This is a genomic window from Streptococcus sp. SR1 (genome assembly GCF_000526075.1).
Taxonomy (GTDB): Bacteria; Bacillota; Bacilli; order Lactobacillales; family Streptococcaceae; genus Streptococcus; species Streptococcus halitosis.
This window is the reverse complement of the sequence record NZ_JATR01000008.1, coordinates 1-22,607: the sequence shown is the minus strand read 5'-3', so window position 1 is coordinate 22,607 and position 22,607 is coordinate 1. Positions and strand designations below refer to the sequence as shown.

The window sequence follows — 22,607 nt, the reverse complement described above, 5'->3', positions numbered from 1 at the left end:
AACACATAGTTATAAATTTTTTATATTTTAAAGGAGTCCTATCATGGCAGTATTTGAAAAAGTACAAGAAATTATCGTTGAAGAACTTGGGAAAGACGCATCAGAAGTAACACTTGAATCTACTTTTGATGATTTGGATGCAGATTCATTGGACTTGTTCCAAGTAATCTCTGAAATCGAAGATGCTTTCGATATCCAAATCGAAGCAGAAGATAACTTGAAAACAGTTGGTGACTTGGTTGCCTACGTTGAAGAGCAAACAAAATAATTAACATATTACTAGAAGGAGTAGGGGAAACCCACTCCCTCTTGTTTAGGTAATAGTTTGAAACTCAAATGATAAACTCATCGAACTATTACGTAAGCAAGGAATGATGGAGGCACTATGAAAACACGTATTACAGAATTATTGAACATTGATTATCCTATTTTTCAAGGAGGAATGGCCTGGGTTGCGGATGGTGACTTGGCTGGTGCAGTATCAAAAGCTGGTGGTCTAGGGATCATCGGTGGTGGGAATGCACCGAAAGAGGTCGTAAAGGCTAATATCGATAAAATCAAATCACTTACGGACAAACCTTTTGGTGTCAACATCATGCTCTTGTCACCTTTTGTAGAAGACATCGTTGACCTCGTGATTGAAGAAGGGGTCAAGGTGGTGACAACTGGTGCAGGTAATCCAAGTAAATACATGACTCGTTTCCATGATGCAGGAATTACTGTTATTCCTGTTGTTCCAAGTGTTGCTTTGGCAAAACGCATGGAAAAAATTGGTGCAGATGCAGTTATTGCAGAGGGAATGGAAGCCGGTGGGCATATTGGTAAATTAACGACGATGACCTTGGTTCGCCAAGTTGCTGCAGCTGTTTCAATTCCAGTTATCGCAGCTGGAGGAATTGCGGACGGTGAAGGTGTCGCTGCAGGCTTTATGCTTGGTGCTGAGGCCGTTCAAGTTGGTACGCGTTTCGTGGTAGCTAAAGAATCTAACGCCCATCCAAAATACAAGGAAAAAATCTTAAAGGCGCGTGATATTGATACGACTATTTCAGCTCAACACTTTGGACATGCTGTTCGTGCCATTAAAAACCAATTGACACGTGACTTTGAGCAGGCTGAAAAAGATGCCTTTAAACAAGAAAATCCAGATCTAGAAATCTTTGAACAAATGGGAGCTGGTGCTCTTGCTAAAGCCGTTGTTCATGGAGATGTAGAAGGTGGATCTGTCATGGCAGGTCAGATTGCTGGTTTGGTTTCTAAAGAGGAAACTGTCGAAGAAATCCTAAAAGATCTATACTATGGCGCAGCCAAAAAAATTCAAGAAGAAGCCTCTCGTTGGGCAGGAGTTGTAAGAAATGACTAAAACAGCCTTTCTATTTGCGGGTCAAGGTGCTCAGTATCTAGGGATGGGGCGTGATCTCTATGATCACTACCCTATCGTCAAGGAAACAATTGACCAAGCCAGTCAGGTTTTGGGTTATGACCTTCGTGACTTGATTGATAAGGAAGAAACCAAGTTAAACCAGACTCGCTATACGCAACCAGCTATTTTAGCGACTTCGGTTGCTATTTACCGACTATTGAAAGAAAAGGGCTACCAGCCGGATATGGTAGCAGGATTGTCTCTTGGGGAATATTCTGCTCTTGTAGCAAGTGGTGCCTTGGACTTTGAGGATGCTGTTGCCTTGGTTGCTAAGCGTGGTGCTTATATGGAAGAGGCTGCACCTGCAGGCTCTGGAAAGATGGTTGCCGTTCTGAATACTCCAGTCGAAGTGATTGAGGAAGCTTGTGAAACAGCCTCTAAAGTTGGAGTAGTGACTCCAGCTAACTACAACACCCCAAGCCAAATCGTTATCGGTGGCGAGGTGGTTGCGGTTGACCGCGCAGTTGAACTCTTGCAGGAAGCAGGAGCAAAACGATTGATTCCTTTAAATGTATCGGGTCCTTTCCATACAGCCCTACTTGAGCCAGCCAGTCAGCAACTAGCTGGTGCTCTTGAGGGAGTGAGTTTCTCTGATTTTACTTGCCCACTAGTTGGCAATACGGAAGCTGCTGTTATGGAAAAAGGTCGAATCCAAGAGCTTTTGACGCGTCAGGTGAAAGAACCTGTTCGTTTTTATGAAAGTATTGCTGTGATGCAGGATGCTGGGGTAACCAACTTTATTGAAATTGGTCCTGGTAAGGTCCTATCAGGTTTTGTCAAAAAAATCGATAAAACAGCTCAGCTAGCTAACGTTGAAGACCAAGCAAGCTTGGATGCTTTGTTAGGAAACTAATGATCCCTTCTCCCACAAAATACAACAGGAAATAGGAGAAATAGAATGCAACTTACAAATAAGAATGTCTTTGTAACAGGTTCAAGTCGTGGTATCGGACTTGCCATTGCTCACAAATTTGCCCAACTAGGTGCTAATGTAGTTTTGAATAGTCGCGGAGCAATCTCAGAAGAATTGCTGGCTGAGTTTTCAAACTATGGTGTCAAAGTAGTACCGATTTCAGGTGATGTTTCAGACTTTGCAGATGCCAAGCGTATGGTAGATCAAGCGATTACAGAACTCGGTTCTGTTGATGTCTTGGTCAACAATGCTGGGATCACTCAAGATACGCTTATGCTCAAGATGACCGAAGAAGACTTTGAAAAAGTGATTAAGATCAACTTGACAGGTGCCTTCAACATGACGCAAGCAGTCTTGAAACAGATGATCAAGGCACGTGAAGGTGCGATTATCAACATGTCTAGTGTGGTCGGTTTGATGGGAAATATCGGACAAGCCAACTATGCAGCTTCTAAAGCAGGCTTGATTGGTTTTACCAAGTCAGTTGCACGTGAAGTTGCCAATCGCAACGTACGCGTAAATGCTCTTGCACCAGGGATGATTGAGTCAGATATGACTGCTGTTTTATCTGATAAGGTCAAGGAAGCGACATTGGCCCAAATCCCAATGAAACATTTTGGTCAAGCAGAACATATCGCAGATGCTACAGTGTTCCTGGCTGGACAGGATTATTTGACTGGACAAGTTCTCGCTGTTGATGGCGGACTTAGCATGTAAAAAATAAGGAAAGATATAGGTAAGACAGATGAAACTAAATCGAGTTGTAGTAACAGGTTACGGATTGACCTCTCCTATCGGAAATACTCCAGAAGAATTTTGGAACAGTTTGCAAACTGGAAAAATTGGAATTGGAGAAATCACTAAATTTGACCACAGCGAATTTGCTGTGCACAATGCAGCAGAAGTCCAAGATTTCCCATTTGATAAATACTTTGTTAAAAAAGATACCAACCGTTTTGACAACTATTCTTTGTATGCCTTGTATGCGGCTCAAGAAGCAGTGACGAATGCAAATCTTGATGTAGAAGCAATTGATAAGGATCGCTTTGGTGTCATCGTGGCTTCTGGTATTGGGGGAATTAAAGAAATCGAAGATCAGGTTATCCGTCTTCATGAAAAAGGTCCAAAACGTGTTAAACCAATGACACTTCCAAAAGCCTTGCCAAATATGGCTTCAGGAAATGTTGCCATGCGTTTCGGAGCAAATGGTATCTGTAAATCAATCAATACAGCCTGTGCCTCATCAAACGATGCCATTGGGGATGCCTTCCGTTCCATCAAGTTTGGTTTCCAAGATGTCATGTTAGTTGGTGGATCAGAATCATCTATTACTCCTTTTGCTATCGCTGGTTTCCAAGCATTGACTGCCCTATCAACTACAGAGGATCCAACTCGTGCTTCTATCCCATTTGACAAAGATCGTAATGGTTTTGTGATGGGAGAAGGTTCAGGTATGTTGGTTCTTGAAAGTCTTGAACATGCTGAAAAACGTGGCGCAACTATCTTGGCTGAAGTAGTTGGCTACGGTAATACCTGTGATGCTTACCATATGACTTCACCTCATCCAGAGGGTCAAGGTGCGATTAAGGCTATGAAATTGGCTTTGGAAGAAGCAGAAATTTCTCCAGAGCAAGTAGCATATGTCAATGCCCACGGAACTTCAACTCCTGCTAATGAAAAAGGAGAAAGTGGAGCGATCGTAGCTGTTCTTGGTAAAGAAGTACCTGTATCTTCAACCAAGTCCTTTACAGGACACTTACTTGGTGCTGCAGGAGCAGTAGAAGCCATCGCTACCATCGAAGCCATGCGTCATAACTATGTACCAATGACCGCTGGAACAAGTGAGTTATCAGACTATATCGAAGCGAATGTCGTTTATGGACAAGGCTTGGAGCAAGAAATCCCTTATGCTATTTCAAACACTTTTGGTTTTGGTGGACACAATGCGGTTCTTGCTTTCAAACGTTGGGAGAATAAATAATTATGAATTTAAATGAAATCAAGGACTTGATGGCTCAATTTGACCAATCAAGTTTGAGAGAATTTTCTTATAAAAATGGAACGGACGAATTGCAGTTCAGTAAGAATGAAGTAAGAATGGCTTCTGAAGCACCAGCTCAAGTTGCTCCAGTGCCAACTGCAGTAGCTGCAAGTCCAGTAGTTTCGGCCCCTTCAACTCCAGTAGAGAGTGCAGTGGAAGAAGCTCCAGCACCAGCTGAAACGTCGGTTGCTCCAGAGGGTGATGTCGTTGAAAGTCCACTTGTAGGGGTGGCTTACTTGGCTGCTGGACCAGATAAACCTGCCTTTGTCACAGTCGGAGACAGTGTTAAAAAAGGTCAGACTTTGGTGATTATCGAAGCCATGAAGGTTATGAATGAAATTCCTGCACCTAAGGATGGTGTGGTGACAGAAATTCTCGTTTCAAATGAAGAAATGGTTGAGTTCGGTAAAGGATTGGTACGCATCAAATGATCGATATTCAAGGAATCAAAGAAGCTCTACCCCATCGCTACCCCATGCTCCTAGTGGATCGTGTCTTGGAAGTGAGCGAGGATACCATTGTTGCCATTAAAAATGTCACCATCAACGAACCTTTCTTCAATGGTCATTTTCCACAATACCCAGTTATGCCAGGTGTTCTTATCATGGAAGCCTTGGCTCAGACTGCTGGTGTCTTGGAATTGTCCAAACCTGAAAATAAAGGGAAACTGGTCTTCTACGCTGGAATGGACAAGGTTAAGTTCAAGAAGCAAGTTGTACCAGGTGATCAATTAGTCATGACGGCTACTTTTGTCAAACGTCGTGGTACGATTGCTGTGGTTGAAGCAAAGGCTGAAGTAGATGGTAAGCTTGCAGCGAGTGGTACTCTTACCTTTGCAATTGGAAACTAAGGAGGATCTCCATGTTTCGTAAAATTTTGATTGCCAACCGTGGTGAGATTGCGGTTCGCATTATTCGAGCTGCGCGTGAATTGGGCATTGCAACTGTAGCAGTTTATTCAACTGCTGATAAGGAAGCTCTTCACACACTCCTTGCGGATGAAGCTATCTGTATCGGACCTGGTAAGGCGACAGAATCTTATCTCAATATCAACGCTATTTTATCTGCTGCAGTCTTGACAGAAGCAGAAGCCATCCACCCAGGTTTTGGTTTTCTTAGCGAAAACTCCAAGTTTGCCACGATGTGTGATGAAGTGGGGATTAAGTTTATCGGCCCTTCTGGGGCTGTAATGGATACCATGGGAGATAAGATCAATGCGCGTGAGCAAATGATCAAGGCTGGGGTTCCAGTTATCCCAGGATCTGATGGTGAAGTTCATACGGCTGAAGAGGCGCTTGCAGTTGCAGAAAAAATTGGCTATCCAGTCATGCTTAAGGCATCGGCAGGTGGTGGTGGAAAAGGGATTCGTAAGGTTGAAAAGGCAGAAGACTTGGTCGCAGCCTTTGAGACAGCATCCAGTGAAGCCAAGGCCAATTTTGGAAATGGCGCAATGTATCTTGAACGTGTGATTTATCCAGCTCGCCATATCGAAGTTCAGATCCTTGCGGACCAAGAGGGTCATGTTGTCCATCTTGGTGAACGGGACTGTTCACTCCAACGGAATAACCAAAAGGTCTTAGAAGAAAGTCCGTCCATTGCGATTGGCAAAACCCTTCGTCATGAAATTGGTGCTGCAGCCGTTCGTGCAGCAGAGTCTGTAGGCTATGAAAATGCAGGGACGATTGAATTTCTTCTCGATGAAGCGAGTGGCAATTTCTACTTCATGGAAATGAATACTCGTGTGCAAGTTGAACACCCAGTCACAGAGTTTGTTTCAGGTGTTGATATCGTGAAAGAGCAGATTCGCATTGCTGCCGGGCAACCCTTACCTTTCAAACAAGAAGATATCGTCCTACGAGGTCATGCTATCGAGTGCCGGATCAATGCAGAAAATCCAGCATTTAACTTTGCCCCAAGCCCAGGTAAAATTACCAATCTCTATCTACCAAGTGGTGGAGTTGGCTTGCGCGTGGACTCAGCGGTTTATCCAGGTTATACCATTCCTCCTTACTATGATAGTATGATTGCCAAAATCATTGTTCATGGGGAGAATCGTTTTGATGCCTTGATGAAAATGCAACGGGCACTTTATGAACTTGATATTGAAGGAGTGCAAACCAATGCAGACTTCCAGTTGGATCTGATTTCAGACCGCCGAGTTATCGCTGGTGACTACGATACTTCCTTCTTGATGGAAACTTTCTTGCCAAAATACCAAGAAAAAGAATAGACTTTCAAACAGTATGAGAACTAAAAGGGGGAGTTATGGCTCTATTTAGTAAAAAGGATAAGTATATTCGGATCAATCCTAACCGTTCCGTAAGGCAGAAACCACAAGCCAAGCCTGAGGTTCCGGATGAACTCTTCTCCCAGTGTCCTGGTTGTAAACACACCATTTACCAAAAGGATCTTGGGAGCGAACGAATTTGTCCCCATTGTAGCTATACTTTCCGTATTTCAGCTCAGGAACGCTTGGATTTGACGATTGATTCCGGTAGCTTTGTGGAGATGTTTACAGGTATTGAAACTCAAGATCCATTAAACTTTCCTGGCTATCAGAAAAAACTTGCAACAATGCGTGAAAAGACAGGTTTGGATGAAGCAGTACTAACTGGTACAGCTAGCATCAAGGGACAAAAAGTTGCCCTTGGGATCATGGATTCTAACTTTATCATGGCTTCTATGGGAACCGTTGTGGGTGAAAAAATCACGCGCTTGTTTGAGTATGCAACGGTAGAAAACTTGCCAGTCGTTCTCTTCACAGCTTCTGGTGGAGCCCGTATGCAAGAAGGAATCATGAGCTTGATGCAGATGGCTAAGATTTCTGCGGCAGTTCAACGCCATTCCAAGGTAGGACTTTTTTACCTAACTATTTTAACCGATCCGACAACAGGTGGGGTGACCGCTTCTTTTGCTATGGAAGGTGATATTATCCTAGCGGAGCCACAGAGTTTGGTTGGTTTTGCTGGGCGTCGTGTTATCGAAAATACAGTTCGTGAGACCTTGCCGGATGACTTCCAAAAGGCAGAATTTCTGCTTGAACATGGATTTGTTGATGCAATTGTCAAACGGAGAGAATTGCCTGAAACAATTGCTAAATTAGTGAGATTGCATGGAGGAAGTCGCGGATGAATATTGCAAAAATAGTCAGAGAGGCACGCGAGCAGAGTCGTTTGACAGCACTTGATTTTGCCAATGGAATTTTTGACGAGTTTATCGAATTGCATGGAGATCGCTCTTTCCGAGATGATGGTGCGGTTATCGGTGGAATTGGTTGGTTAGGTGATCAAGCAGTAACTGTCGTTGGTATCCAAAAGGGGAAGAGTCTTCATGACAACCTCAAACGAAATTTTGGGCAACCTCATCCAGAAGGCTATCGTAAGGCCTTGCGCCTGATGAAACAGGCGGAAAAGTTTGGCCGTCCAGTTGTGACCTTTATCAATACGGCGGGTGCTTACCCAGGTGTAGGAGCCGAGGAACGTGGACAAGGTGAAGCAATTGCTCGAAACCTGATGGAAATGAGTGACCTCAAGGTTCCAATCATCGCGATTATTATCGGTGAAGGTGGATCTGGTGGAGCCCTAGCTCTAGCTGTAGCTAACCGTGTATGGATGTTAGAAAACTCAATCTACGCCGTACTTAGCCCTGAAGGATTTGCCTCTATCCTTTGGAAGGATGGAAGTCGTGCTATGGAAGCAGCAGAGTTGATGAAAATCACTTCGCATGAACTTCTAGAAATGGGAATCGTAGACAAGGTAATCTCAGAGGCAGGGTTGTCAAGTAAAGAACTGCTAGCTTGTGTTAAAAATGAATTGCGTGCAGAACTAGATAGGTTGCAAGGATTACCACTCGACCAACTTATTGAAGAACGTTACCAACGCTTTAGAAAATACTAAGAAAATTTAAAAGCTAGAACATTTTGTTCTAGCTATTTTGATAATAGAGCATGGATAAACATGAATACTCTAGATAAATAAGAAAAACAATCAATGGTCTATCCTCTATATTGCCCTAATAGAGAGTTTACCATTAGGAGAGAAAGAATGAAAAAGACAATACATTTAGGAATCTGTATGATTTTAATGTTCCTGTACATTTATTTAACTCCATTAGGGGCTATAACTCTAGCTAGGACCTTTGGTTTAGGAATGGACAGCTATATAATCTTCCTAGTTGGAGAAGTGTTACTTATTTTCTTTTTATTCGTTTTGTGGTTGAAAAAGAAGAAGATGCTCTTTATCTTCGAGAAAAAGAGTTGGCGCTGGTCTTATCTCGCTTTCTTAGTGGCTTGTTTTCTTATCTATTCTTTTTTAAATGGATTTAGAATGCAGAATATTCGATTAATTGACCATAGCTTTATTTTCCAAGACCTTCTTTCAGAACTTTACTCAAACGGAAGAGAAACGACTCTATCAAGTCTTATATTTTTAATATTTAACATTTCGATTGTACCTGTTGTTGAGGAGACAATCTATAGGGGTTATTTTATGAATACTTTCTTTCCGAAGTCGGAGTTTTATTTGGATGTGATCTTGTCTTCTTTCATCTTCGGGCTCAGTCACTTGGTTCTATCCCATCGTGATCCCATCAGTCTCATCATTTATAGTATTCTCGATCTTCTATTTGCAGTTGCTTATCGAGTTACAGGCAGTCTTCGATTTACCATTGTTTGTCATAGTTTCTATAATGTTATTCCCTATGCTCCGTCAATCTTATTTTATATTTATTATTTGATTTTTAGATAGTAGTAGGCAAAGAAAAAAGTGTTTGATAGATATCAAACACTTTTTCTTTTTACTGTTCTTCTGTTACAAACTGGCTGAGTAGTCCGTTGATAAAACGGGCAGATTTTTGATCTGAGAAGTCCTTTGCAAGCTCGATAGCTTCATTAACCGCAACCAGCTGTGGAGTGTCAAATGAAGTGATTTCAAAGACTCCCAAGCGAAGGAGGTTTCTCTCCACGAGTGTTAAACGCTCGATGGTCCAACCTGCTTTTAAATGCTGTGTGATTTGCTTGTCTAGTTCTTCCTTTTTAGCTTGAACACCAGAAACTAGCTCTGTCAAAAAGGCTGGAAGTTGCACATCCGTATCTTCACGATCATGAGTATAGGCGAAACGACAAGCAGTTTCGACATCCGTACCGAACTCAAGACTCATGAGTGCTTGAAAAGCGCATTTACGGAGTTGGCGTCTAGATTCTAATAGTGGACTAGTCATTGAGGAAGTCCTCGTCAAATAGATCTTTCAATTCTGGTTTTGGTGTTTTATCTGGAACGATACCTGCAACGTGAATATTGATAGCAGCGAGTTCTACATCAGCCATATTACGGACGGCATCTTTGACCGCTTTCTGGATAGCAACCGCTACTTTAGGAACTTTTACTCCGTACTCTAGGTAGAGGTAGATATCAGCTGTGAGTTCTTCGTCCACGTTTTTTAGATAAACGCCACGGCCGAGTGAAAGTTTTGAGAGGGTATCAGATACTGATTTGTTTGAAAAAGAGTGAACACCCTCTACTTTTGCAGTAGCAATAGCAATGATTTTTTCAAGTACACGTGGGGCGATAACAATTTCGCCAAGTTGTTCTTCAATTCCCATAGAATGACCTCTTTCTAGAGATTAGGCACGAGAAACGTAAGTTCCTTCTGCAGTGTTGATAACGAGTTTTTGTCCTGCTTCGATGAAGTCTGGAACGTTTACGACAAGTCCAGTTTCCATCGTTGCTGGTTTACCAGAACCTGTAACCGTAGCACCTTTGATAGATGGTTGAGTTTCTGCAACTGTCAATTCAACAGTAGTAGGAACGGTGACACCAATCACTTCAGTTCCGTAGAATTGGATCTTCACATCTGAGTTTTCAAGGATGTAAAGCAATTCGTTTTCAACGTTGACTACAGGGATTTCGTATTGGTCGTAAGTTTCTGTATTCATGAAGTAGGCTGTGTCATCCATTTTGTACAAGTATTGAGCTGGGACAGTCTCGATGATAGCTTGTTCAAATTTTTCCTCTGGACGGTAGCTTGTGTCAAATGTAGAACCAGTACGGACATCACGCAATTTCATACGCATGATGGTATTTCCTTTACCTGGTTTGTGGTGGCTAGCTTCCAAAACGCGGATCAATTTTCCGTCAGCTGTTTCAAAGGTCATACCAGCCTTTAATTTACTTGCTTCAATCATGTTTTTACCTCTTTAATAAAATAATTTACTCTTTATTGTACCATAAAAGACAACATTACTCAAATATCAGAAGGAGCTTAATTAGTTGACTGGTACGATATTTCCATCTTCGTCTTTAGTAACGAGGACGTATTTTCCATCGACTTCGATGTAAAAATTCTTGCTGGCAGTTTGCCCAGTATTTTGAGCCGGTGCTTGATTTTGAACTTGTTGGCTTAGTTGACCACCGAGAGTTTGGCCAAGATTCATGCCCATAAACATGTTCATCCCATTGCCATTTCCTTCGTTGGAAGCTGCAGCAATGAGTGCTTCGTTACGCGCACGGCGTTCTTCGATTTCAATCGTGTTGTACTTCATTGCCACGAGCTCACTATCAAGCTTGCGAACGATATCAAGACTTTCTTGGTCGTAGCTGAGGTCTTCAAGCAAGATATTAGTTGCTTCAATCCCGTAGAGGCCTGTCCAAACCTTGTTGACCTCTTGTTTAGCGAGTTCGTTAAAGGTGTCTTGGTTGGCATTGAGGCTATAGATATCAACCTTGTTTTCGTTGGTATATTTGGCAATGGCAATCGCGATTTTCGGTGCGATATTTTGACGGAGCGTTCCTTGAGCTACATCTTGGAGAGTAAATGGCTGTCCGTCAGTAATTTGACGGCTAACAGAGCTCACGTAGAAGAGGACTGGATCTGCTATTTTTACATCAAACAAGCCATAGAAACGGATGTTAAGCAGTTGTTGGTAACGTTCGCTGAAGTATTCGACCGCATTTTGTGTGCCGAATTTATTACCTGCAATAGGTTGCATGCGGATAAAGATGATTTCTTGTTGGGTGATGACTTGTCCACCAAAAGAGAAACGGTTTTTAAAGTTTTCCCAAGTGCCCTTTAAACCACCTTTTTCAAGGAGCCAGGCATTATCACCAGCTTGCCATTCGTGGCTACCAGCTTCGAGGACTTCACCAAGGAAGGTACCATTGTTTACCAAAACAGCGGTATAGCCTTGGGGAACGATAACCACACTGCCATCTGACAAAAGTCCAGTATTTTGATTGCTGTGACGAGAACGTCCATCTGGGTCTTTTGTGAGTAATTGACCCTTGACGGCCAAGGCATCGCCAGAGACATTATCTGGAAGGACAATGGCTTCCTTGAATTTACTATCATTAAAACTATTTAAGCCTGCTGATAAGGCTGCACGTATAAATCCCATAATTCCTCCTAATTATAAAGCTCGTCTTCATCCACAACATCATAGGTATCAAGTACCCATTGGTTTGGACTGCGAGAGAGATTGGCACCACAGTAGTCACACTCGCTAACTGCAGAGATTTTTAATGGGGCGCCACAGTTTGGACAGTGGTCGCTCACAACTTGGTCTGGATTGACTGCTTGCGTTTGGCTACCATGTTGACGGATAAAGTTCAATTGATACACGGTGAAGAGATCTTTTTTAGGATTTCCTTCGAGGACACGACGAGTCTCATCGTCAATGACATAGTCCCGCAAGGTAGATGACAGAATCACCACTAAGGTATCATTTCCGTCAGGATTTTCAATGAACTCCTTGATGCGAACGTTTTCGATACAAACTTTCTCTAAAACATTGGTTGTTTTAGCTCGAATATGGTCCTCGAGTTGGGTACTATGTTGGGAGTAGAGACTAGTACTTTCTAGCGCACGGACTGAATTCCAGTTTTTCTCAGTCCAGGCAACCTGCAATTTAAGATAAACTTCCTTAACCCAAGATGTGAAGGCATCAGCGTCAAAGTTTGGATCCCCATTTTTAACACGACTAATGGCCAGTGTGTTGTGTTCAACTCGACGATGGAGCGTTTGATAATCATTATTAGTGTAGGTTGAACTCGAATCTCCAGACTTACTCTGCAAGGATTTGACGATAACAACTAGTATGATTCCTCCAACTAATATGAACATAAATCCTAGATAGGGAGAGCTAGTAGAACTGTCAGAGGATGAGCCGTATCCAGAGCGGTAGTAGTGGTAGGATGAGCCGCCAGAACGACTTCCACCTCCACTTGAGCGGCTGCTACTTCTGGAGCTACTGCGGCTGCTCCCTCCACTTCTGGAATGTCCGACACCCGCATCAACGATTTGAGGCACGGATAGAAAAACAAGTAATAAGCAGGTCATTAAAAGAGCGTAAAACTTTTTCATGTGTCTCCTAACTATATGATTGAAAAGGTAGCATTCTGAATTCGAATGATTATTAAACTATTTAATAACCTTTAAAAATCATTTAAGATATACTAGGCGTTATTTACTAGCATTTAGCTTCTTTATGGAATGGCGTTCGATGAGCCATCCCACAATCCATCCTATTGCTAGCAAGTAATTTTCAAAAACACCGATAGCATTTACAGGAGAGTGATACTCCATATAATTGAGTAAGTGATTTGTTCCTATTCCAATTCCGCCAATAATGAGAGCAAGAAGTGCGATTCGTAGATAGAACCAATCGTATTTAATATTGACAGCGAGAATAATAATCAATACAGCTAAATTCCATATTCCAATTTCTCGTTGCCAACCAGCAGATATTCCGTACCCGGAGTGGCTTCCCATGTACGATGGAAAGAAAATTTGTAGTATAGAAGCACCTAACATAGCGATGATGACTAAGACAAATAGCAATCGTAAAAATTTGTTCATTTATTTTCCTTGTCTCATTCTCGTCTTAAAAGTAGAAAAAAGTGTATAAAGAGTAAATTACTCACTTTCTTTCAACTTCGCCAATTCTTGTGCCAGGAGTTTAAGGGCAACTTGTGGGTTGGCTTGGCCTTTGGTTGCTTTCATGAGGAATCCTGTGAAGGCCTTGTCTGCGTTACGTTTGCCTGACTTGAAGTCGGCAACGGCTGCTTCATTATCTGCGAAGACTTGGTGGATGATTGGAATCAGAACATCTGGATCAGAGATTTGTACCAAGCCTGCTTTTTCCACGTATTCACGCGCGCCACCGCCATTTTTAGCCAGGTGGACAAAGACTTTCTTGGCAATCTTAGAAGAGATAGTACCATCTTCGATGATGGAAATCATTTCTACTAAGTTTTCTGGTGTCAATTCGATTTGTTCCAGTGTCTTACCTTCGGCGTTCAAGAACTGAGCAACTTCACCTTGGAGCCAGTTAGAGACTTGTTTGGCATCGCCACCGAGGGCAACAGCTTTTTCAAAGAAGTCAGAAGTGACTTTGTTTGCCGTCAACTGGCTAGCATCGTAGTCTGACAAGCCAAGGTCAGATACGTAGCGCGCACGGCGTTCTTTTGGAAACTCTGGCAGTTCAGTACGCATTTCCTCAATCCACTCGTCTGAAATTTCAAAGAGTGGGAGGTCTGGTTCTGGGAAGTAGCGGTAGTCTGCAGTACCTTCTTTGACACGCATGAGGATGGTTGCTTTGTTGGCTTCATCGTAACGGCGTGTTTCTTGGCGGATTTGACCACCTGAGCGAAGGATTTCAGCCTGACGTTGGACTTCGTATTCGAGACCCTTGCGAACGTTTGAGAAGGAGTTGAGGTTTTTCAACTCAGTCTTGGTACCGAATTTTTCTTGACCATAAGGACGAAGGGAGATATTGGCATCCACACGCATGGAACCTTCTTCCATCTTAACGTCAGAAATGCCAGCGTACTGGATGACTTCCTTTAGGGCAGTTAGATAAGCATAGGCTTCTTCTGGGGAACGCATGTCCGCTTCAGATACAATCTCAATCAATGGCACCCCTTGGCGGTTGAGGTCAACATAAGAGTAGCCATCTGTACCGTGGGTGTTTTTACCAGCGTCTTCTTCTAAGTGGGCGCGTTCGATACCGATTTTCTTGGTCGTACCGTCTTCTAGCTCCACTTCAATCCAGCCGTTGTAGCCGATTGGCTCATCAAATTGAGAAATTTGGTAGGCTTTTGGATTATCAGGATAGAAGTAGTTCTTGCGGTCAAAGTGCATCTTTTTGTGGATGTCCATGTTGAGGGCAAGAGCAGCCTTGATACCGGCATCGACAACACCTTTATTGAGAACTGGCAGAACTCCTGGGAAAGACCAGTCAATCACGTTAGTGTTGGCGTTTTGGTCATTTCCAAAGTGGGCAGAAGTAGGTGAGAAGATTTTTGAATTGGTGTTGAGCTCTACGTGGACTTCAAGTCCAATGACTGTTTCAAAGTTCATTAGTTGTCACCTCCAAAAATCACGGGTTGTTGTTTGTGGTAGTCTGTTGTTGCTTCAAAGGCAGCAGCAGCTTGGTAAATGGTCTCTTCTGAGTATTTAGGACCGATCAATTGCAGACCGACAGGTAGACCTTGAGCGAATCCAGCAGGGATCGAAATTCCTGGGAGACCTGCTAAGTTGACAGGAATGGTCAAGAGGTCAGCTAAGTACATGGCAACTGGATCGTGGTTGAGTGAATCCAAGTCATAGGCAACGCTTGGAGCAGTTGGTCCCAAAATCAAGTCGTAATCCGCAAAGACGTTTTCGAAATCTTGGATGATGAGGGTACGGACTTGTCCAGCCTTCTTGTAGTAGGCATCGTAGTAACCTGATGAAAGGCTGAAAGTACCTAGCATGATACGGCGTTTCACTTCTTCACCGAAACCTTGGCTACGGCTGTTTACATAGATTTCATCAAGGTTACTTGCATCTTCTGCGCGGTAGCCATAACGGATACCGTCAAAGCGTTGCAAGTTTGATGAGGCTTCCGATGAAGCGATGATATAGTAAACGGCAACACCGTATTTAGAATGAGGAAGGCTGACTTCTTCGACGATGGCACCCAGTTTTTCAAAGTGTTTGGCTGCGTTAAGAATGGTTTCCTTAACCTCTGGGTCAATCCCTTCACCAAGGTATTCCTTAGGCAAAGCAATTTTCATTCCCTTGATGTCTTGACCAATTTTTGAAGTAAAGTCGGCAATGCGGACAGGAGCAGAAGTAGAGTCTTTAGCATCTTCGCTGGCAATCGCATTGAGCAAGAGGGCATTTTCTTTAACAGTTGGTGCAAAAGGTCCAATCTGGTCTAATGAGCTACCGAAGGCAATGAGACCGAAACGTGAAACCGTTCCGTAGGTTGGCTTGAGACCAACGATCCCGTTGAAGGCAGCAGGTTGGCGGATGGAACCACCCGTATCAGAACCAAGTGACAAGCGGACTTGCCCAGAAGCTACAGCTGCGGCAGAACCGCTTGATGAACCACCGGGAACCTTGCTGTGGTCCCAAGCATTTTTAGTGGCACCGTAGTAAGAAGTTTCACCTGATCCACCCATGGCAAACTCGTCCATGTTGGTTTTTCCGACAACAATCATACCCTTAGCTTTGGCATTGGCAACGGCTGTCGCATCAAAGATTGGCTCGTAGTTGTAGAGCATTTTTGAGGCAGCAGTTGTGAGGATGCCGTCAGTAGAAATATTATCCTTAACAGCCAGTGGAATTCCTGAAAGGACATTATCCGCGTCAATTCCAGCTTCATCAATGGCTTTAGCTTGAGCAAGGGCTTGTTCTTCAGCGATAGTGACAAAAGCATTGATAGCTTTCTCGCGAGACTTGATATCTTCAAGCGTGGCTTGTGTCAATTCAGTAGCAGAAATTTCCTTAGAGACAAGGAGGTTGTGCAAGTCTTCAATAGTTTTGTTATTAAAAGTCATTAGGCATCTCCTCCATCATCTAGGATAGCTGGTACCTTGATATAGTAGTTTTCTTTTTCAGGTACGTTTTTAAACAAGCGGTCACGGTCTGTTCCTTCTTCGGCCACATCAGGGCGGAGTACGGTCTTGCGGTCAGCCAGGGTTGTAGTAGGTGCGACACCAGTTGTGTCGACTTCGCCCAGCAATTCAACCATGTCAACAATTTTAGACAAGGTTGTCGCAAAGGCAGCAGTTTCTTCTTCAGAGAATTTTAATTTTGAAAGATTGGCAACGTGTGTTACCTCTTCTTGCGTAATTTTCATCTTGCATCCTTTCGTGAAATGATGATTTTTAGTCTGTTCTATTTTACCATATTTTCCTATAAATAAGGGAGCCAAACTGAAAAGAAATAGAAATTGAAAAATCGCTTTTAATTCGCTATAATGGTTAAACTAGAGAATAGAGAAAATAAGGGTTAGGATAGAAATATGTTCCATCAATTTATCACCAGATCTCAAACGGTTCCTCCTCCCATTTCGCTCTTTTGGTATGGGATCATGATGCTTCTCTTAGTGCTTTGTATTTATGGAGCGCTTGTTTATCACAAAAATCCGAAATTTGTCCGCTTGTTTAAGGGGATTCAGATCCTCCAGTTGCTAGCCCTATATAGCTGGTATGTTGGCTTTGGGATCCCATTTTCTAATAGTCTTCCTTTTTATCATTGCCGTTTGGCTATGTTTGCGGTGGTTTTCTTGCCAGATAAATGGCGGAGCAAGCAATATTTTGCCCTCTTAGGAGCAAGTGGAGCGGTATTTGCTTTGGTTTACCCTGTTTTTGACCCCTATGATTTCCCCCATATTACCAGTTTTTCATTTTTGATTGGGCACTATGCCCTTCTAGTGAATTCCTTGATTTACTTGATGAATCACTATGACAAGACCTTGCTTAAGAAGTATATGATTGTAGCCTATACCTTTATTCTCAACCTCTTTTTAGTTGGGGTTAATCAGGTAACGGGTGGAAATTATGGTCTCTTAAGAGATACCCCGTTTATCTCGAATGCTTCTCTATGGATAAAGTACCTCCTTGTGTCGGTCATCCTTTCACTGGCTCTTGTTCTCTTTGATATCTTGTTCAAGAAACGGTGGAAAAAGAGAAATCAGGCGCAATCTGTGCTTTAGCTTGCCTTTTCATCAGATGAGCAATTGAAAAACTCCCCAAAATCCGCTATAATGGAGAGTTGAAAGGAATGGTAAAATCCAATGTAGAGATCATTCTTAGCTACTGAAACAACTAAAATAGAAAATCAAAGAAAGAGAACTTATGACTATTCAAGAAGAAATCAAGAAACGCCGTACCTTTGCTATCATCTCCCACCCGGACGCCGGGAAAACAACCATCACTGAGCAGTTGCTCTACTTTGGAGGTGAGATTCGTGAGGCTGGTACGGTAAAGGGGAAGAAAACAGGGACTTTTGCTAAGTCTGACTGGATGGATATCGAGAAACAACGTGGGATTTCGGTCACGTCATCTGTTATGCAGTTTGACTACGACGGCAAGCGCGTGAACATCCTCGACACACCAGGGCACGAGGACTTCTCAGAAGATACCTATCGTACCTTGATGGCGGTGGATGCTGCGGTCATGGTCGTGGACTCTGCCAAGGGTATCGAGGCCCAAACCAAGAAATTGTTTGAGGTTGTGAAGCACCGTGGCATTCCAGTCTTTACCTTTATGAACAAGCTGGACCGTGATGGTCGTGAGCCACTGGACCTCTTGCAAGAGCTAGAAGAAGTCCTTGGCATTGCGAGCTATCCGATGAACTGGCCAATCGGTATGGGGAAAGCCTTTGAAGGATTGTATGACCTCTATAACCAACGTTTGGAGCTTTATAAAGGGGATGAACGTTTTGCTAGTCTGGAAGATGGGGATAAGCTCTTTGGCAGCAATCCTTTCTACGCTCAGGTTAAGGACGATATCGAACTGTTGCAAGAAGCAGGAAATGAATTTTCAGAAGAAGCTATTCTTGCAGGAGAACTGACTCCGGTCTTCTTCGGTTCAGCCCTCACTAACTTTGGGGTGCAGACCTTCCTTGAGACCTTCCTTGAGTTTGCTCCAGAACCACATGGCCACAAGAAAACAGATGGCGAAATTGTGGATCCTTATGACAAGGATTTCTCAGGATTTGTCTTTAAAATCCAAGCCAACATGGACCCTCGTCACCGTGACCGTATCGCCTTTGTTCGTATCGTATCAGGTGAGTTTGAGCGAGGGATGAGTGTCAATCTGCCTCGTACTGGGAAGACTGCCAAGCTTTCTAATGTCACCCAGTTTATGGCAGAAAGTCGTGAAAATGTAACCAATGCCGTGGCAGGAGATATCATCGGTGTTTACGATACTGGTACTTATCAGGTTGGAGACACTTTGACAGTTGGAAAAAACAAGTTTGAATTTGAACCGCTACCAACCTTTACCCCTGAAATTTTCATGAAAGTTTCTGCCAAGAACGTCATGAAGCAAAAATCTTTCCACAAGGGGATTGAGCAACTGGTGCAAGAAGGAGCCATTCAGCTTTATAAGAATTACCAAACTGGCGAGTACATGCTAGGGGCTGTGGGACAACTCCAGTTTGAAGTCTTTAAGCACCGCATGGAAGGCGAGTACAATGCAGAAGTTGTCATGAGCCCAATGGGTAAAAAGACGGTTCGTTGGATCAAGCCTGAGGACTTGGATGAACGGATGTCCTCAAGCCGCAATATCTTGGCTAAAGACCGTTTCGACCAACCAGTCTTCCTCTTTGAAAATGACTTTGCCCTTCGCTGGTTTGCAGACAAGTATCCAGACGTAGAGTTGGAAGAGAAAATGTGATGAAGATACAAAGCCCGTAAAAAAGCGAGAAGAAAATAGGAAAATCGCCGAAGGAACGTAGTTTCTAGAAGATTTTATCTTTTTCTCGATGCTTTTAGGGCGTGTTCAGTTTTTCTAAACGCTTCACTAGGAAAAATCCACGAATATTATCGATTCGTGGATTTTTCCGTCGTAACCACGTTTTACAAATGAAATCGATTTGTAAAACTCAGTGTCGTAGATTAAGGCTATTAATTAGTATGGCATTTTGCTTAAATATGTCGTAAGAAAAGTCCTCGAATGTTTTTGATTCGTGGATTTTTTTGTTGGAAAGGATAGAAAGTTACCTCGGCTACCGGCCTCATTAATTCATTTGTGAAACTGCCTTTAAATACTCCACTCCTAAAAGTCTGTGGATGCTATTGATTCATGGACTTTTTCTATATTTTGAATAAAAATCAATTCCCTGAGTGATTGGAATTATTTGCTCAATTTTTAAAGCATATAGAAATGATTAAAAAATAAATAAAATATATTAACAGAACAATAAAATGAGAATTATATTGAAAAAATAGAATAGATTTGAAATCAAGTTATTTTTGAAATCATTTTCTTTCTTTAGGATATATTATAGATATTGAATTGTCGGTATATTTGGTATATAATAAGGAGATAGTATTTTATAGGTGAATAGATCTTTTTCAAGTTGAGGGGATGAACATGTTTTTTAGACGCCAGAAGGGTGAATATAGAGAAACAGACCGTGTAACTCGGTTCAAATTAATCAAATCAGGGAAGCATTGGCTACGGGCCTCGACTTCCCTTTTTGGCTTATTTAAGGTGATGCGTGGAAGTGCGGATACGAGCCAAGTAAAGACAGAAATGGTTGAAAAGCAAGAAGGTCAGAAGTTGACCGGCTTGGATGTCTTGAAAGGGATAGCAGCTACGGGAACGATCTTAGGTGGTTTTGCTGCGACGCAAACGCGTGTTTATGCCAATGATGCAGTCGCTGTTGAAAAGACTGTCGAATCAAAAGATACCCTGGCGACGAGAGATTCAGTAGTGCTGGGGACGACACAGGATCATCAAGATGCCGCTAGCTTGTCTCTGTCTACCAGTCAAAGCCAGTCATTGTCAGAATTCAATTCGCAGAGCGCCAGTCAATCTGCCTCTACGAGCCAGTCTATCAGTGCCTCAAACTCTTCTAGCGTGAGCCAGTCGATGAGCCAATCTGCTTCTACTAGTCAATCCTTGGCAAACAGTCAAAGTGTAACTGCTAGTTCAAGTGAATCCCTTGGAACACAGAAACAAGCGAATAGTGGTCTGTCAGAGAGAGCTTCAGTTGGTGTTCAAAGTCAGTACCAAGCAAGTGAGTCAGCTCGGGAGACAGTGAAAGAATCACAACCTTCGAAAGAATTAGAAGCAGTTGATTTTTCTACAGAATCCTTACCTCAAAGTCAGTCTGGTCGTGTAAAGAATGAAGGTGTGACGGCTGAATCGAGTTTCACAATGACTTCTGTAGCCTTGACAGAAAAGCAAAGTGAAGAAAAACGGAAGAAATTAGAGGCCTTGTCTGCTGAGATTGGGCAATTTCTAGCTCAAGCGCAGGGACTTCCAAACTCGGATGAGGCGATCACGAAGGCTAGTCTAGCGAAGAATGAGATAGCAGAGGCCTTGAAAGGGGAGGTTTCTAACCTTGCCACTATCCTACAAAAAGCTACAGAAGCTCGAAATAGCATTGCAAATGCTGTGTTACGTGCCAACTCTGGACTTCGTGACAGCAGAAACGGACAAGCTTTGACCAAAGCTTCAAATACCGCTAGCTTCAGAGCTGCTAGGGATACAGAGAAGCCAGAACTTCAGAAAATAACCGTTACAGGTGGCGCAGTTCTAGAAGGACAAAAATTTAAAATTTATCGAGAAGAAAATTTTTCTGCGACCATTGAGTTTACTGATAACAGTGGTCGAATTGAACATGCAAAATTTGTTCCTACTGCTGTTCCTGCGGCCTATCCGGCTACTTCAACTCTTGTCTCATTCACTACGAGTAATGGCCAAAGTATCAGCATGATTGTTCCGACAAATAAACTAGCCAAAGATGGAAATGCTACAGCATCAAATCCTTTCACCGTTTCAATCACGGGTTCTGTTGGAAAAAATCAAGCAGTAAATAGTTTGTGGACTCGTTATGTTTTCACCTATGATCAGGAAGGTAATTTTAGCGGAAATACTACTGACGTAGGTCTTGTAAAAGATTTAACAGCCAATCCTGCCGCAATTCAATTTGAAGTCCATGCTCAGTCTGAAAAGTACGAACCAGCTATCAATGCTGAGGTGAATCGAAACTTTACTCTAACGGCCAATTCAGGGACTGTTTCTGTTGGTGAAGCCAGTCAGTACATCACGAATGCTACAGGGACGCCAGAATTACCTACTACAGGAATTACTAAGGGAACTAGAACAACCTATACTTGGAAATCTGGAACTAATACGAATTTGTCTGCTGGTCGGCATACTTTGACAGCGGTGGTAACTTATCCAGATGGAAGTACGGATGAAATTGACGTGAGCTTTACTGTGCGCCCTCAGACGCCAAGGATAGAGAATCAATATCTTAACGAAAAAGGTGGGCTCTCAAATCAAGCGATTACGGTAGATGGGGTTGCTCCAGGTGGGACAGTTACTTTAACAATTGCAGGTGAAACATTTACCAAACAGGCAACGGGGAGTTCTACCAGTGTAACCTTTACTGCAACTGACTTGAAGAAAGTATATGATCGCAATGGAGGACGACTTCCTAGTGGACCAGTGACTGCTAGTACGACAGTGGATGGTTTGGTTTCAGATGTGTTTAATGGACAAATTACGCCAAATCAAGCGTCAATTTCAGTAAGTAATAGCCAGTCTGCCTCGGTGAGCTCGAGTGAGTCAGCATCGGTAAGCTCCAGCCAGTCAGCGTCTGCAAGTTCGAGTCAGTCCGCTTCAGCGAGTGCGAGTCGATCAGCCTCAGCGAGCGCTAGCCAATCCGCTTCAGCGAGTGCAAGTGAATCAGCTTCAGTAAGCTCCAGCCGGTCTGCATCGGTAAGTTCAAGTGAATCCGCTTCAGCCAGCGCTAGTCAATCAGCCTCAGTAAGTTCAAGCGAATCAGCCTCAGCGAGCGCTAGCCAATCCGCTTCAGCGAGCGCTAGTCAGTCTGCGTCCGTAAGCTCAAGCCAATCTGCTTCAGCGAGCGCGAGCCAGTCAGCGTCTGTCAGCTCAAGCGAATCGGCTTCAGTAAGTGCCAGCCAGTCTGTGTCCGTAAGCTCAAGCCAATCAGCATCAGTGAGTGCTAGTCAATCTGCATCTGCAAGTTCGAGTCAATCCGCCTCAGTAAGCTCAAGCCAATCTGCTTCAGCGAGCGCTAGTCAGTCAGCCTCAGCGAGCGCTAGCCAATCCGCTTCAGCTAGCTCGAGTCAATCTGCATCTGTGAGCGCAAGTGAGTCAGTTTCCGTAAGTGCTAGCCAATCAGCATCATTGAGTTCGAGTCAGTCTGCCTCAGTAAGTTCGAGCCAATCTGTATCGGTGAGCTCAAGTCAATCCGCTTCAGCGA

General features: G+C 43.2%; 23 protein-coding genes. 14 read left to right on the top strand and 9 right to left on the bottom strand.

From position 1 onward, the window contains the following. Window positions 1-43 precede the first annotated feature (43 nt). The 11 genes from HMPREF1518_RS01960 to HMPREF1518_RS01910 all read left to right on the top strand — a co-directional run bounded on the left by HMPREF1518_RS01960 (window position 44) and on the right by HMPREF1518_RS01910 (window position 9,118). Window positions 44-268, top strand: a complete 225-nt coding sequence (locus tag HMPREF1518_RS01960) for an acyl carrier protein (protein WP_000257840.1) — start codon at window positions 44-46, stop codon at window positions 266-268. Between the two features lie 117 nt (window positions 269-385). Next, window positions 386-1,360, top strand: coding sequence for an enoyl-[acyl-carrier-protein] reductase FabK (gene fabK, locus HMPREF1518_RS01955; protein WP_000857452.1), 975 nt, complete (start codon window positions 386-388; stop codon window positions 1,358-1,360). Further along, window positions 1,353-2,273 carry an ACP S-malonyltransferase gene (fabD, locus tag HMPREF1518_RS01950; RefSeq protein WP_033583753.1) on the top strand — a complete coding sequence of 307 codons (921 nt, stop codon included), beginning with the start codon at window positions 1,353-1,355 and terminating at the stop codon, window positions 2,271-2,273. The genes fabK and fabD overlap by 8 nt, the downstream gene beginning before the upstream one ends. Window positions 2,274-2,318: 45 nt before the next feature. Continuing rightward, the gene (fabG, locus tag HMPREF1518_RS01945; RefSeq protein WP_033583751.1) at window positions 2,319-3,050 is read left to right on the top strand and encodes a 3-oxoacyl-[acyl-carrier-protein] reductase; all 732 of its coding nucleotides are present in this window, start codon (window positions 2,319-2,321) and stop codon (window positions 3,048-3,050) included. Between the two features lie 28 nt (window positions 3,051-3,078). Next, a complete protein-coding gene (gene fabF, locus HMPREF1518_RS01940) occupies window positions 3,079-4,314 on the top strand; it encodes a beta-ketoacyl-ACP synthase II (protein ID WP_000774052.1) in 1,236 nt (411 codons plus the stop codon). Window positions 4,315-4,316: 2 nt separating this feature from the next. Next, complete coding sequence (gene accB, locus HMPREF1518_RS01935) at window positions 4,317-4,805, top strand: acetyl-CoA carboxylase biotin carboxyl carrier protein (protein ID WP_033583749.1); 489 nt, start codon at window positions 4,317-4,319, stop codon at window positions 4,803-4,805. Continuing rightward, on the top strand, window positions 4,802-5,224 hold the full coding sequence (gene fabZ / locus HMPREF1518_RS01930; protein WP_000565515.1) for a 3-hydroxyacyl-ACP dehydratase FabZ: 423 nt from the start codon (window positions 4,802-4,804) through the stop codon (window positions 5,222-5,224). The genes accB and fabZ overlap by 4 nt, the downstream gene beginning before the upstream one ends. Before the next feature lie 11 nt (window positions 5,225-5,235). Beyond that, window positions 5,236-6,603, top strand: a complete 1,368-nt coding sequence (gene accC / locus HMPREF1518_RS01925; protein ID WP_000488663.1) for an acetyl-CoA carboxylase biotin carboxylase subunit — start codon at window positions 5,236-5,238, stop codon at window positions 6,601-6,603. A gap of 35 nt (window positions 6,604-6,638) precedes the next feature. Continuing rightward, window positions 6,639-7,505, top strand: a complete 867-nt coding sequence (accD, locus tag HMPREF1518_RS01920) for an acetyl-CoA carboxylase, carboxyltransferase subunit beta (RefSeq protein ID WP_001173380.1) — start codon at window positions 6,639-6,641, stop codon at window positions 7,503-7,505. After that, complete coding sequence (locus HMPREF1518_RS01915) at window positions 7,502-8,269, top strand: acetyl-CoA carboxylase carboxyl transferase subunit alpha (RefSeq protein ID WP_033583746.1); 768 nt, start codon at window positions 7,502-7,504, stop codon at window positions 8,267-8,269. Before accD ends, HMPREF1518_RS01915 begins: the two co-directional genes overlap by 4 nt. A gap of 147 nt (window positions 8,270-8,416) precedes the next feature. Continuing rightward, window positions 8,417-9,118 carry a CPBP family intramembrane glutamic endopeptidase gene (locus HMPREF1518_RS01910; RefSeq protein WP_033583744.1) on the top strand — a complete coding sequence of 234 codons (702 nt, stop codon included), beginning with the start codon at window positions 8,417-8,419 and terminating at the stop codon, window positions 9,116-9,118. Window positions 9,119-9,167: 49 nt separating this feature from the next. On the opposite strand, the gene nusB is transcribed toward HMPREF1518_RS01910, so the two are convergent. The 9 genes from nusB to gatC form a co-directional block, all read right to left on the bottom strand. Then, window positions 9,168-9,590 (bottom strand): transcription antitermination factor NusB, encoded by a 423-nt coding sequence (gene nusB / locus HMPREF1518_RS01905; protein WP_000203659.1) that lies wholly within the window; start codon window positions 9,588-9,590, stop codon window positions 9,168-9,170. Beyond that, entirely contained in the window at window positions 9,583-9,972 is a 390-nt protein-coding gene (locus HMPREF1518_RS01900; protein ID WP_000510584.1) for an Asp23/Gls24 family envelope stress response protein, read from the bottom strand. The genes nusB and HMPREF1518_RS01900 overlap by 8 nt, the downstream gene beginning before the upstream one ends. 21 nt (window positions 9,973-9,993) lie before the next feature. Continuing rightward, window positions 9,994-10,554 (bottom strand): elongation factor P, encoded by a 561-nt coding sequence (gene efp, locus HMPREF1518_RS01895; RefSeq protein ID WP_000568640.1) that lies wholly within the window; start codon window positions 10,552-10,554, stop codon window positions 9,994-9,996. Between the two features lie 81 nt (window positions 10,555-10,635). Then, window positions 10,636-11,763 (bottom strand): SPFH domain-containing protein, encoded by a 1,128-nt coding sequence (locus tag HMPREF1518_RS01890; protein ID WP_033583743.1) that lies wholly within the window; start codon window positions 11,761-11,763, stop codon window positions 10,636-10,638. Between the two features lie 8 nt (window positions 11,764-11,771). After that, complete coding sequence (locus HMPREF1518_RS01885) at window positions 11,772-12,728, bottom strand: zinc-ribbon domain-containing transport protein (RefSeq protein WP_033583741.1); 957 nt, start codon at window positions 12,726-12,728, stop codon at window positions 11,772-11,774. Window positions 12,729-12,827: 99 nt separating this feature from the next. Beyond that, the gene (locus HMPREF1518_RS01880) at window positions 12,828-13,223 is read right to left on the bottom strand and encodes a hypothetical protein (protein WP_033583740.1); all 396 of its coding nucleotides are present in this window, start codon (window positions 13,221-13,223) and stop codon (window positions 12,828-12,830) included. A gap of 57 nt (window positions 13,224-13,280) precedes the next feature. Further along, the gene (gene gatB / locus HMPREF1518_RS01875) at window positions 13,281-14,726 is read right to left on the bottom strand and encodes an Asp-tRNA(Asn)/Glu-tRNA(Gln) amidotransferase subunit GatB (protein ID WP_033583738.1); all 1,446 of its coding nucleotides are present in this window, start codon (window positions 14,724-14,726) and stop codon (window positions 13,281-13,283) included. Continuing rightward, window positions 14,726-16,192: an Asp-tRNA(Asn)/Glu-tRNA(Gln) amidotransferase subunit GatA gene (gene gatA, locus HMPREF1518_RS01870; protein WP_033583736.1), complete on the bottom strand. Its 1,467-nt coding sequence runs from the start codon at window positions 16,190-16,192 to the stop codon at window positions 14,726-14,728. Before gatA ends, gatB begins: the two co-directional genes overlap by 1 nt. Further along, complete coding sequence (gene gatC, locus HMPREF1518_RS01865) at window positions 16,192-16,494, bottom strand: Asp-tRNA(Asn)/Glu-tRNA(Gln) amidotransferase subunit GatC (protein ID WP_033583734.1); 303 nt, start codon at window positions 16,492-16,494, stop codon at window positions 16,192-16,194. Before gatC ends, gatA begins: the two co-directional genes overlap by 1 nt. Window positions 16,495-16,659: 165 nt before the next feature. Between gatC and HMPREF1518_RS01860 the strand changes: the two genes are divergently transcribed. From HMPREF1518_RS01860 to HMPREF1518_RS11025, 3 genes are all read left to right on the top strand, one after another. Continuing rightward, window positions 16,660-17,352, top strand: coding sequence for a YwaF family protein (locus tag HMPREF1518_RS01860; RefSeq protein ID WP_033583732.1), 693 nt, complete (start codon window positions 16,660-16,662; stop codon window positions 17,350-17,352). Window positions 17,353-17,494: 142 nt separating this feature from the next. Beyond that, a complete protein-coding gene (locus HMPREF1518_RS01855; RefSeq protein ID WP_000155100.1) occupies window positions 17,495-19,039 on the top strand; it encodes a peptide chain release factor 3 in 1,545 nt (514 codons plus the stop codon). A gap of 699 nt (window positions 19,040-19,738) precedes the next feature. Continuing rightward, on the top strand, window positions 19,739-22,607 hold a 2,869-nt coding region (locus HMPREF1518_RS11025), incomplete at its 3' end, for an accessory Sec-dependent serine-rich glycoprotein adhesin (RefSeq protein WP_033583731.1).

Excerpts from the sequence above, each read along its gene's own strand:
- HMPREF1518_RS01855 (WP_000155100.1), top strand. The coding sequence starts at position 17,495 with ATGACTATTCAAGAAGAAATCAAGAAACGCCGTACCTTTGCTATCATC.
- efp (WP_000568640.1), bottom strand. The coding sequence starts at position 10,554 with ATGATTGAAGCAAGTAAATTAAAGGCTGGTATGACCTTTGAAACAGCT.
- fabD (WP_033583753.1), top strand. The coding sequence starts at position 1,353 with ATGACTAAAACAGCCTTTCTATTTGCGGGTCAAGGTGCTCAGTATCTA.
- gatC (WP_033583734.1), bottom strand. The coding sequence starts at position 16,494 with ATGAAAATTACGCAAGAAGAGGTAACACACGTTGCCAATCTTTCAAAA.
- fabG (WP_033583751.1), top strand. The coding sequence starts at position 2,319 with ATGCAACTTACAAATAAGAATGTCTTTGTAACAGGTTCAAGTCGTGGT.
- fabZ (WP_000565515.1), top strand. The coding sequence starts at position 4,802 with ATGATCGATATTCAAGGAATCAAAGAAGCTCTACCCCATCGCTACCCC.
- fabK (WP_000857452.1), top strand. The coding sequence starts at position 386 with ATGAAAACACGTATTACAGAATTATTGAACATTGATTATCCTATTTTT.
- HMPREF1518_RS01910 (WP_033583744.1), top strand. The coding sequence starts at position 8,417 with ATGAAAAAGACAATACATTTAGGAATCTGTATGATTTTAATGTTCCTG.
- HMPREF1518_RS01915 (WP_033583746.1), top strand. The coding sequence starts at position 7,502 with ATGAATATTGCAAAAATAGTCAGAGAGGCACGCGAGCAGAGTCGTTTG.
- accB (WP_033583749.1), top strand. The coding sequence starts at position 4,317 with ATGAATTTAAATGAAATCAAGGACTTGATGGCTCAATTTGACCAATCA.
- HMPREF1518_RS01885 (WP_033583741.1), bottom strand. The coding sequence starts at position 12,728 with ATGAAAAAGTTTTACGCTCTTTTAATGACCTGCTTATTACTTGTTTTT.
- accD (WP_001173380.1), top strand. The coding sequence starts at position 6,639 with ATGGCTCTATTTAGTAAAAAGGATAAGTATATTCGGATCAATCCTAAC.
- HMPREF1518_RS01860 (WP_033583732.1), top strand. The coding sequence starts at position 16,660 with ATGTTCCATCAATTTATCACCAGATCTCAAACGGTTCCTCCTCCCATT.
- HMPREF1518_RS01900 (WP_000510584.1), bottom strand. The coding sequence starts at position 9,972 with ATGGGAATTGAAGAACAACTTGGCGAAATTGTTATCGCCCCACGTGTA.
- fabF (WP_000774052.1), top strand. The coding sequence starts at position 3,079 with ATGAAACTAAATCGAGTTGTAGTAACAGGTTACGGATTGACCTCTCCT.
- nusB (WP_000203659.1), bottom strand. The coding sequence starts at position 9,590 with ATGACTAGTCCACTATTAGAATCTAGACGCCAACTCCGTAAATGCGCT.
- HMPREF1518_RS01960 (WP_000257840.1), top strand. The coding sequence starts at position 44 with ATGGCAGTATTTGAAAAAGTACAAGAAATTATCGTTGAAGAACTTGGG.
- HMPREF1518_RS01880 (WP_033583740.1), bottom strand. The coding sequence starts at position 13,223 with ATGAACAAATTTTTACGATTGCTATTTGTCTTAGTCATCATCGCTATG.
- gatB (WP_033583738.1), bottom strand. The coding sequence starts at position 14,726 with ATGAACTTTGAAACAGTCATTGGACTTGAAGTCCACGTAGAGCTCAAC.
- accC (WP_000488663.1), top strand. The coding sequence starts at position 5,236 with ATGTTTCGTAAAATTTTGATTGCCAACCGTGGTGAGATTGCGGTTCGC.
- gatA (WP_033583736.1), bottom strand. The coding sequence starts at position 16,192 with ATGACTTTTAATAACAAAACTATTGAAGACTTGCACAACCTCCTTGTC.
- HMPREF1518_RS01890 (WP_033583743.1), bottom strand. The coding sequence starts at position 11,763 with ATGGGATTTATACGTGCAGCCTTATCAGCAGGCTTAAATAGTTTTAAT.